This window comes from Aneurinibacillus thermoaerophilus (assembly GCF_900099925.1).
In the GTDB taxonomy this organism is placed as follows: domain Bacteria; phylum Bacillota; class Bacilli; order Aneurinibacillales; family Aneurinibacillaceae; genus Aneurinibacillus; species Aneurinibacillus thermoaerophilus.
In genome coordinates this window covers 62,162-72,754 of the sequence record NZ_FNDE01000016.1, presented here as the reverse complement: position 1 = coordinate 72,754, position 10,593 = coordinate 62,162, and the positions used below count along the sequence as shown (strand labels likewise).

Annotated in this window: 7 protein-coding genes; 6 read left to right on the top strand and 1 reads right to left on the bottom strand. The window is 34.9% G+C overall.

Annotated features, from left to right (window positions below; all coding sequences use genetic code 11):
* The coding region (locus tag BLR88_RS09880) for an IS110 family transposase (protein ID WP_175493590.1) at positions 1-385 on the bottom strand (385 nt) is incomplete at its 3' end.
* 475 nt (positions 386-860) lie between these two features.
* Here BLR88_RS09880 and BLR88_RS09875 point away from each other — a divergent pair.
* The 6 genes from BLR88_RS09875 (at position 861) to BLR88_RS09850 (ending at position 10,589) form a co-directional block, all read left to right on the top strand.
* On the top strand, positions 861-1,454 hold the full coding sequence (locus tag BLR88_RS09875; protein ID WP_091260561.1) for a helix-turn-helix domain-containing protein: 594 nt from the start codon (positions 861-863) through the stop codon (positions 1,452-1,454).
* Between the two features lie 20 nt (positions 1,455-1,474).
* Positions 1,475-2,992 carry a class I SAM-dependent DNA methyltransferase gene (locus BLR88_RS09870; RefSeq protein WP_217639385.1) on the top strand — a complete coding sequence of 506 codons (1,518 nt, stop codon included), beginning with the start codon at positions 1,475-1,477 and terminating at the stop codon, positions 2,990-2,992.
* Positions 2,982-4,313, top strand: coding sequence for a restriction endonuclease subunit S (locus tag BLR88_RS09865; RefSeq protein WP_091260559.1), 1,332 nt, complete (start codon positions 2,982-2,984; stop codon positions 4,311-4,313). Before BLR88_RS09870 ends, BLR88_RS09865 begins: the two co-directional genes overlap by 11 nt.
* Positions 4,314-4,353: 40 nt before the next feature.
* The gene (locus tag BLR88_RS09860; protein ID WP_091260558.1) at positions 4,354-7,602 is read left to right on the top strand and encodes a type I restriction endonuclease subunit R; all 3,249 of its coding nucleotides are present in this window, start codon (positions 4,354-4,356) and stop codon (positions 7,600-7,602) included.
* Between the two features lie 104 nt (positions 7,603-7,706).
* Positions 7,707-8,732 carry a restriction endonuclease gene (locus BLR88_RS09855; protein WP_041903714.1) on the top strand — a complete coding sequence of 342 codons (1,026 nt, stop codon included), beginning with the start codon at positions 7,707-7,709 and terminating at the stop codon, positions 8,730-8,732.
* A gap of 33 nt (positions 8,733-8,765) precedes the next feature.
* Positions 8,766-10,589 (top strand): KAP family P-loop NTPase fold protein, encoded by a 1,824-nt coding sequence (locus tag BLR88_RS09850; RefSeq protein ID WP_091260557.1) that lies wholly within the window; start codon positions 8,766-8,768, stop codon positions 10,587-10,589.
* The last annotated feature ends 4 nt before the right edge of the window (positions 10,590-10,593 follow it).

Below are 10,593 nucleotides of genomic sequence, written 5' to 3'. Positions count from 1 at the left end.
CATGCATCGGATTGACGACCACAACCGGAATCCTGCGGCTTCGTAAGAAAGCCGCTAAGGTCATCCAATAATGTCCCGTTGGCTCCATTCCCACAATGACCTCTGTTTTTTCGTGTTCTGTCATCAAGCTTTTCATCCAGTGACAAAATGCTTCAAATCCCTGGCGCGTGCTTAAAAAGGAAAAAGCTTTCCCGTACATAAGCCCACGGTCATTTTGTGCGCGTGCTACGTGTTTGTGCTTCGCGATATCTACGCCTACAATCAAGGTCGATTCTGTAATTTGAGAAATGCGTTGGTTTTGGCTATAATTGAGTACCTCCTCTGCTATTTCGAGGTCACGGCCGGTGACACTCTGTATGTTAACAGGAGGTACTTTTTTATCCAAGCGCATTTTCATTCATTACAGGAATGCTCCTTTCTTAATTTATTAAACATTAGACCTTGGGAATTTAATGCTTAGATTAATCGATTAATTATTATAAATAAAACTCATGGTGCTAGATGACGATGGACGATAATTGATCATGTATTTTCTATATGTTGTGATTGCACGGCAAATACGGAAAACACTTGAAAGTAACAGGATTGTGACATTCAACTAGCACCACAGGTTATAAATAAAGTAATTATATTATATCCTAATTGGAAGTATATGTTTATTTTTTATGCGTTCCTTTTATGTTTCTAATTTATTTTTTCTTATAACACATCTATTTATGCGGCCGTTTTTAACAAATCGTATTGTCATCTCAGTTTTGCCCCATAAAACACAATAATAGTAAATGTTTGATTGACTGGAAACTATTTACCTATTACAATATAACTATATTGACCCAGACAATATTTTGGTAGGTGATCAATTGATAGGTTTAGAATACATCCTTGAACTTTATGGTATGCAGCAAATTGAACTGGCCGAAAAGCTTGGAATTAAAAAGCAAAATATTAATCTTTGGATTAAAAGAAAGCAAAAGATCTCCAAAAAACATTTACCTACGTTGGAACAAATTTTTGGCATAGACGCTAAATACTTTTCAAAAGAATTAACTGATTTAGATAAACTGGAGATTCAAAAAGAAAAATTAAAGCGGGATTTACAGCCTATTATCACGATATATGAAGAACAGTTCCTCTTTGGGGAAGAAAATGATCTTGTTGAAGTGCCGGTTTATGACAAAGAGGAATTGAATCAAATTGAACACGATATTGAAAAAGCCAAGCTAATTGAAAAATTTCGGAACATGCTTAATCGTGCTGAACATCAACCTTATTTAGACACATTTAAATTGGTTCTTGAACTTTTAGATAAAGCACAGCATGAACCGGTTTTCCATAAAACAATAGAAGCTTTAGCACATTATTTAGAAGTGTTACCAGATTGGGTGTCAACAGGTCCTGAACAAGATGAATTTGAAAGTGAATTATTCGAAGTATTAGATGATTATAATTACTAGATTTAAAAGGAGACATGATGATGGACACAGCAAAGATTGGTTTTGAGGAAACACTTTGGAAAGCCGCTGACAAATTACGTGGAAGCATGGATGCATCCGAATATAAACACGTAGTCTTAGGATTGATTTTCTTAAAATACATTTCTGATAAGTTTGAAATGAAGTATAACGAGTTAGTTGAAGAAGGAGAAGGTTTTGAAGAAGACCGCGATGAATATACAGCAGAGAATATTTTCTGGGTACCGAAACAGTCACGTTGGAGCTTCATTAAAGACCATGCGAAAGATCCGAAAATCGGTCAATATATTGATGAAGCGATGATTGAAATTGAAAAAGAAAACCCGTCACTTAGAGGTGTGTTAGATAAACGTTATGCCCGCCCTGAGATTGATAAACGCCGTTTAGGAGAACTGATAGACCTCATTTCAACCATTAAATTGCACAGCAAACAAGAAAAAGACTTACTTGGTCGTGTTTATGAATATTTTTTAGGTAAGTTTGCCAGTGCAGAAGGAAAAGGCGGTGGCGAGTTCTATACACCACAAAGTGTTGTCAAAACATTGGTTGAAATGATTGAACCGTATGAAGGGCGAATTTATGACCCTTGTTGTGGTAGCGGCGGCATGTTTGTTCAAAGTGAAAAGTTTGTTGAACGCCATCAAGGAAAAATTGATAATCTCTCTATTTATGGTCAGGAACTCAATTCAACTACTTGGAAGCTTTGTAAAATGAATCTTGCTATCCGTGGAATTGAGGGGAATATCGGCGATCATCATGCGGATACGTTCCATAATGATTTACATAAAACGCTGAAAGCAGATTTCATCCTTGCCAATCCTCCATTCAATGTGAGTGACTGGGGCGGAAATGAATTAGTTGATGATGTTCGTTGGAAATTCGGTACACCACCAGCGAGCAATGCCAACTATGCATGGTTACAGCATATAATCTATCACCTAGCACCAAATGGCGCTGCTGGTATTGTATTAGCCAATGGTTCGCTAAGTTCCAATACATCGAATGAAGGGGAAATTCGTAAAAACATACTCGAAGCGGATTTAGTCGATGCCATTGTTGCTTTGCCTGACAAATTATTCTATTCAACAGGTATTCCAGTTTGTTTATGGATTTTAAACCGTAATAAGAAAAATCATCCTAAATACCGAAGCCGTGAACATGAAATTCTATTTATCGATGCACGAAACATGGGTCAAATGGTTGACCGTCGCCTGCGTGAATTAACGGAAGAAGATATTCAAAAAATTGCAGGAACATACCGAAACTGGCGTAAACCAGATGGGAAATATGAAGACATCAAGGGATTCTGTAAATCAGCGACTTTAGAAGATGTCCGTCAAAATGACTATGTATTAACTCCCGGACGCTATGTTGGAATAAGTGATGTCGAGGATGATGGTATACCATTTGAAGAAAAAATGGAAACCCTCACCAGTGAATTAAGAGAACTATTTGAAAAATCCCACCGATTGGAAGAAGAGATTAGAAAGAATCTAGGGGGGATTGGGTATGAGTTTTAATAAAAAAAAGGATACTCTATTAGGGCAAATTCCTGATGATTGGGAAATTTTTTCAGTACAAGAATTAGTCGATATGGATATTCTTGAAAAACCAATGGATGGAAATCATGGTTCACTTCATCCAGTAAATAAGGACTTCGTTAATAATGGTATTCCATTTATAATGGCATCAGATATAAAGAATGGAAAGATAGATTACTCAAGTTGTAAATTTCTCAGTGAAGAAACATCTAAAAAATTAAAAAAAGGATTTGCAGTGGAAGGCGACGTTTTATTAACCCACAAGGCAACAATAGGTCGCACAGCTATTGTAAAGAATATTTTAACACAATATATTATGCTTACACCTCAAGTAACATATTATCGAGTTAAAAACTTAAGAGAATTGGATAATAAATTTTTGAAGTACTATTTTGATTGGGATAACTTTCAAAACTTATTACATTCATGGTCAAATTCTGGTTCAACTAGGGCATATATAGGAATAACAGCACAAAGAAAACTTCCTATTCTATTACCGAAAATTAAAGACCAAAAATTTATAGTGAATATTCTCTCAACCTTAGACGAAAAAATTGAAACGAACAATCAAATCAACGAAAAGCTTGAAGAAATGGCACAAGCATTGTTTAAACATTGGTTTGTTGACTTTGAATTTCCGAATGAAAATGGCGAGCCATATAAATCAAGTGGCGGCGAAATGGTTGAAAGTGAGCTGGGGATGATACCTAAGGGGTGGAATGTAGTTACTCTGGAAAAAATAGCTGAATTAATCATGGGTTTGTCTCCAAAGAGTAGTACCTATAATGAAGATGGTATTGGTTTACCCTTGTTAAATGGAGCAGCGGATTTTGACAAAAATAATTTGAGACCGAGTAGGTTTACAAGTGATCCTAAAAGAGTATCAAAAAAAGAAGACTGGCTACTATGTATTAGAGGAACTATTGGTAATTTAACATTTTCAGATGGTGACTATGCATTAGGTCGTGGAGTTGCTGCAATTAGAGCAAAGGAATCGATGTATAGAGAAATAATATATTTTAATTTACAAAAGAGTATCAAAGAATTAATATCTTTAGCCTCTGGTAGTGTAATCTCTGGATTGTCAAAACAAGATATTAACAATTTGAAAATTATAACGCCAGATAAGAAAATTCTCACTGTTTTTCATAATTTGATACACAAAATACAGCAGGAACAAATAGATTTAAAAAGTCAAAATAAAGTTTTATCAAAAATACGTGACATTCTTTTACCAAAACTAATGTCTGGAGAAATTCGTGTCCCGCTGGATAATGAAACTTTAGTAGAACAGAGTTAATGGAATATGGCAGGTTCCGATTGCGAAAGGGGAGAGGTGGATGAGTTTTTTAGAAAATTTTACGGAAGATAAGCTGGAGGAAGCGGCAATTGAAATTCTTCAGGAACTTGGCTATGACTATGTCTTTGGACCAGACATTAGTTGTGATGGGGAAAGACCGGAACGCAAAGATTATCGTACCGTTATTTTAGAAGACCGTGTAAAAGATGCTTTGTTTAAACATAATCGCCATTTGCCACAGGAAGCAATAGAAGAAGCATTTCGGCAAATTATAGCTTTTAATAGTCCAAGCTTAGAAGAAAACAACCGTCATTTTCACAAATTAATCACTGAAGGCATTGATGTTTCTTTTCATCAAGATGGAAACAACCAAACAAAGAAAGCTTTTTTGATTGACTTTGAAGAACCATCTAATAACGAATTTCTTGTAGTGAATCAGTTTACGGTCGTTGAAAAAGAAGAACGCCGCCCGGATTTAGTTATTTTTATAAATGGCATCCCATTCGTCGTTATCGAATTAAAATCAGCATCTGATGAAAATGTGAGTATCGATAATGCCTATGCACAAATTCAAACGTATAAACGTGATATTCCATCTTTATTTTATTATAATGCGTTTTGTATTTTATCCGATGGGATTAATGCGAAAGTGGGAACGATTACCGCAAGTCAAGAACGTTTTATGAATTGGCGGACGGTGGATGGGGAAAACATTGAACCACTTGAAGTGCCGCAATATGAAGTGTTGTTAAGAGGGATGCTGGCAAAAGACCGGCTGATCGATATTATTCAAAACTTTATTCTTTTTCAGGAATCGAAAGAAGAAGAACGAGATGAAAATGGGAAGAAAATCGGCGAAAGAAAAACGATTGCGAAAATTCTCGCAGCCTATCACCAATATTTTGCAGTAAAAAAAGCGGTGGAAAAGACAAAAATAGCGACCAGTGAGAATGGAGACCGTAAAATCGGTGTTATATGGCATACACAAGGTTCGGGTAAAAGTTTTTCGATGGTTTTTTATACAGCACAGCTTGTCAAGCAGCTAAATAATCCAACCATTGTGGTGATTACCGACCGCAACGATCTAGATGACCAGTTATTTTCGACATTTTCTAAATCAAAGGATATCTTAAGACAAACACCGAAACAAGCAGATGTCCGCAAATTGAATGAAGAACAGAAAAAACAACAGGCAAATGAAAAATCCAAAGAGATAAACGGATTATATGATCTTCTCAATGATCGAGAATCGGGCGGTATTATTTTTACAACGATTCAAAAATTTAAACCGGAAGAAGGCGAAATGCCGGTTTTAACCCATCGTAAAAATGTGATTGTTATTGCGGATGAAGCTCATCGCAGTCAATATGGTTTTTCTGCAAAGACAGATACGAAAACAGGCGAAGTGAAATATGGATATGCAAAATATCTTCGTGATGCACTTCCGAATGCTTCCTTTATCGGTTTTACAGGAACACCGATTGAGCTGGAAGATAAGTCAACGCCCGCTGTTTTCGGTAATTATATTGACATTTATGATATGACGCGAGCAGTTGAAGATAAAGCAACGGTTAAAATTTATTATGAAAACCGTATTATCCGCTTGGAAGCCAATGAAGAAGAATTAGCTAAGATCGATGAAGAATTTGAAGAGATTACCGAAGATCAGGAAGAATCAGTACGTGAAAAATACAAATCCAAATGGTCTAGGCTCGAAGCCATCGTCGGTTCACCTAACCGGATCAAACAATTAGCCAAAGATATTGTTAATCATTACGAAGAAAAGGCAAAAGCAATTGACGGAAAAGCAATGATTGTTTGTATGAGTCGCCGTATTTGTGTCGCACTTTATAACGAAATTGTCAAATTACGTCCAGATTGGCATTCCGATAATGACGATAAAGGTAAAATTAAAGTCGTCATGACAGGCAGTGCTGGGGATGATGATTTCTTACAGCCACATATTGGTGGAAAAAAACGGCGGGATTTATTGGCAAAAAGAATGAAAGATAATAATGATGAACTAAAAATCGTCATTGTACGTGATATGTGGCTGACTGGATTTGACGTACCTTCGATGCATACGATGTACATCGATAAACCGATGAAGGGTCATAACCTCATGCAGGCAATCGCACGGGTAAACCGTGTATTTAAAGATAAATCAGGTGGAGTAGTTGTAGATTATATTGGGATTTTAGAAAGCTTAAAGAAAGCTTTAAATCAATATACCGAAAGTGATAAGAAAACAACGGGTATCGATACATCGGCTGCAATTGCTGTGATGAAAGAGAAACTTGAAATCCTGCAAGATATGATGCATGGGTTTGATTACTCTGCTTATATGGGTTCATCCCAAGCAGCTCGTATTCGAGCCATCACTGGCGGAATGAATGTCATTTTTGGTAAGAGTGAAAAAGAACAAAAAGAATTCAAAAAGACGGCAACCGAGCTAGCGAAGGCGCATTCACTTTGTGCAGCGACGGATGAAGGAAAAGCAGCAGCTCTTGAAGTCAGTTATTTTAAAGCAGTTAAGGCAAGCCTTAATAAACTTCAAGAAAAACAGCCGAAGCGGAAGACGAAAAAAGAAATCGAAGCACGCGTTAATCAATTACTCGAACGTTCCATTATTTCAGAAGAAGTAGTTGATGTATTTGAAGTAATGGGATTGAAACATCCGGATGTATCCATATTATCAGAAGAATTTCTCGAAGAAGTACGTTCATATGAATATAAAAATTTAGCCTTTGAAATGCTTAAAAAATTGCTTGAAGGCAACATCAAAACAATGGAAAGACGCAACCTTGTCAAATCCCAAAAATACTCGGAAAAACTGAAACAGTCGCTGAACAAATATAAAAACCAAGCCATTACAAACGCCGAAGTAATCGAAGAACTAATTCAAATGGCAAAGGACATGAAAAAAGAACGAGAAGAAGAAAAAGATCTCGGTTTAAATGAAGATGAAATTGCCTTTTACGATGCTTTAACATCTGAGTCTATAGTTAAAGAGTTAATGGAAGATGAAGTCTTACGTAAAATCGCCAATGAACTGACTCAAGCAATTAGACGGAACATGACCATTGACTGGCATGTCCGAAAAAGCGCCCGTGCAGGAATGAGGAGAATTATTAAGCGACTATTGAAGAAGTATGATTATCCACCAGAACAAGCGAAAAAAGCTTTAGACACAGTTATGCGACAAGCAGAGTTAATGGCGGAGCATACTGAAGTAAGAGATTGGAATACGCTGCAGGCTGCGGAGTCTAAAAGTGAATATAGGTTATAAAACATCAAGTGTCAGTCATTTCTAGAGACTTTTTTAGAGGTGACTGACGTTTTCTTTTATTATCAAGAAAATTATTATGCTACGTCAAAGAAAGGAGTTACATAATGACTGTTTGGTTATTTCGTGCAGGAAAACAAGGGGAGTTCGAAAACAAATTTTTAGAAGATGGAAGGGTATATCTTACTTGGGATGATTTAAATATTAATCTAAAAGAGATTACTTCCAAAGAGGATTTATATAAACGACTAATCGAACACTATGATTTAGATAAAGAAAAAACAGCGATCAACTGGGCTTCTCAAATTTGGCCAATTGCACATGCAATGGAGCAAGGAGATTTAGTAGTCTTGCCTTCAAAATTTAATCGCACCATACATATAGGGGAAGTTATCGGTGACTATGTATATGATGAGTCACTTGGCAGTCCGTATTATCATTACCGGAATGTAAATTGGATTGCTAAAGATATACCAAGGGATCGATTTGATCAGGATATATTGTATTCGTTAGGAGCCTTTATGACGGTCTGTAAAATACACAGAAATAATGCTGAAGAGCGTATTAGAGAAATGCGTAAAAATAATTGGCATGTACCAAAAAATAAAAATGTAAAGGAACTAGTAGAGGAAAATGAAGAAACAGTTTCAATAGATTTAGAAGAATATATATACGATCAAATTTCTGAAAGAATTATACAGCGTTTTAAAGGACATAAGATGGAAATTTTAATTGAAGAAATTTTGAAAGCAAAAGGCTTTACTACTTACAGAAGTCCAGAAGGTGCAGATCACGGTGTGGATATATTAGCAGCTTCAGATACGTTAGGTTTTGGAAATCCAAAAATTTGTGTCCAAGTCAAGACATCTGATACTCCTCTTGATAGACCGACATTAGATCAGTTGATAGGTACAATGAGCAATTATAGTGCAGATTTTGGCTTATTAGTATCGTGGAGTGGCTTTAAATCTTCTGTCACTAAGGAAATTCCTAAGCAATTTTTCAAAGTTCGTCTTTGGGATTCTAAAACTATTATTCAACAAATCTTTGAGAACTATGAAAAACTGAGCGATGAAATCAAAAAAGAGATTCCTATTAAAAGAGTTTGGATGTTGGACAGTGAAGTAGAATAGTAAGCTTTAATGGGAATAAAGGAGGGAATAAAAATGTGGAAGGATAGTGAAACGGAGTTAGACTTTTTAGACTTTGATTATTTAATAGAAATACTTAAAGATATCATTGAAGATGAATCGCTTTTACCCTCGAGTATCGGAGTTTACGGTGACTGGGGAAGTGGAAAGTCAAGTTTAATTAGGATGAGTATGAAAGAATTTGAAGCGAAAGATGATACAGTTTGTTTAGTATTTAATGGCTGGCTATTTGAAGGATATGAAGATGCGAAAACGGCATTAATAGGAACAATTTTAGATACAATTCAATCAAAAAGATCTCTAAACGATACTGCGAAAAAGTTTATAACTGGCCTTTATAAGAGTGTGGACAAATTTAAATTATTAAAAAAGACTGCGAAATACGGCGGGGATATATTATTAACTGGTGGTATAGGAACTTTGGCTGACTTCGCTATATCAGATGTTATTGGTAAATTAGGTGAGAGTACTAAGGATATCAATAAGGAAGATGTTATGCAATCCATAAAGGATGAGCTAGATAATAAAGAAATCAGAGAGAATATCAAGGAGTTTCAAAGTAATTTTTCAAAGTTATTAAGTGAAACTAAAATAAAAAGATTGGTTGTATTTATTGATGAATTAGATCGTTGTAGTCCAGATACCATCTTGGATACTTTAGAGGCAATTAGATTATTTTTATTTACTGGTAATTCCGTTTTTATTATAGGTGCTGATGAAAGACATATTGCATATGCAGTAAAGAGAAAATTTAATGAAATAGAAGGACAACAAATAAATATAGGAAAAGAATATCTAGAAAAGATAATTCAGTATCCTATTAGAATTCCTAGATTAAACTCGAGAGAAGTAGAGTTTTATATTACATGCTTATTATTTCAAAAGGATTTAAATAATAGTGAGTTTGAAGAGATAATTGAATATTTAAAGCAAAAAAAGCTAGAAAACTTCCTAGATTTCACAATTACATACCAATTAATTAGTGAAAAGTTTCCTGATATCGCTGATAAAGTTAAAGAAAGCATAAATATTGCTAAACAATTATCTTCAGTTTTGGCAAATGGACTAAATGGCAACCCAAGACATTGTAAACGTTTTTTAAATTCATTAGTAATGAGAGAAAAAATGGCAAGTTATAAAAGTATTATATTGGATAGAAAAATTCTTGCTAAAGTTATGTTGCTTGAATATTTTAAATCCCCGTTATTTAGGAAAATTGCTGAGTTACAAATTAAAGGGAAAGGCAGCTCCCCTGATTTAGAACAATTAGAAAATAATGAAATGGAAGAAAAAAATGAATTAAAGGTTTGGAAGGATGATAAATGGGTTCAAGATTGGTGTAATCTCGAACCTAAACTGGCTAATGTTGATCTTAGACCGTATTTTTATTTTGCAAGAGAATCTTTATCAGAAAAACTCAATTTTGGTGTAGAACAGTTAAGTCCGGATGCAATTCAAATAATTGAAAAATTATTAAGTAAATCAAAAGCTGCAAGAAATGAAGCAATTCAAAGGGCTGTTGAAGTAAATGATTATGAAGCTGTCGAAATACTTCAATCTATTTTTTCAAAAATTATCAGTGAAACTAAAATAGATAAAGAAGTTTTAAAGTCATATCTAGAATGGGGGAAAACAAAAGAGATTTTATACACAAATGTTATAAGTGATTTAAGTTCTTTACATGGGGAGAAAATTAGTTTATCTATGTTACCTTTGATTAAGGATTTTATGGAAAATACAAATAAACATAGCGAAGTCCAAGAAATAGTTGATAAATGGAGTAAGGAAAATAATAGTCTCGCAGCTGCAATTCAAAAGGAATTTAAGAAAAGGGAGTAAGATA

Excerpts from the sequence above, each read along its gene's own strand:
- BLR88_RS09855 (WP_041903714.1), top strand. The coding sequence starts at position 7,707 with ATGACTGTTTGGTTATTTCGTGCAGGAAAACAAGGGGAGTTCGAAAAC.
- BLR88_RS09860 (WP_091260558.1), top strand. The coding sequence starts at position 4,354 with ATGAGTTTTTTAGAAAATTTTACGGAAGATAAGCTGGAGGAAGCGGCA.
- BLR88_RS09850 (WP_091260557.1), top strand. The coding sequence starts at position 8,766 with ATGTGGAAGGATAGTGAAACGGAGTTAGACTTTTTAGACTTTGATTAT.
- BLR88_RS09870 (WP_217639385.1), top strand. The coding sequence starts at position 1,475 with ATGGACACAGCAAAGATTGGTTTTGAGGAAACACTTTGGAAAGCCGCT.
- BLR88_RS09865 (WP_091260559.1), top strand. The coding sequence starts at position 2,982 with ATGAGTTTTAATAAAAAAAAGGATACTCTATTAGGGCAAATTCCTGAT.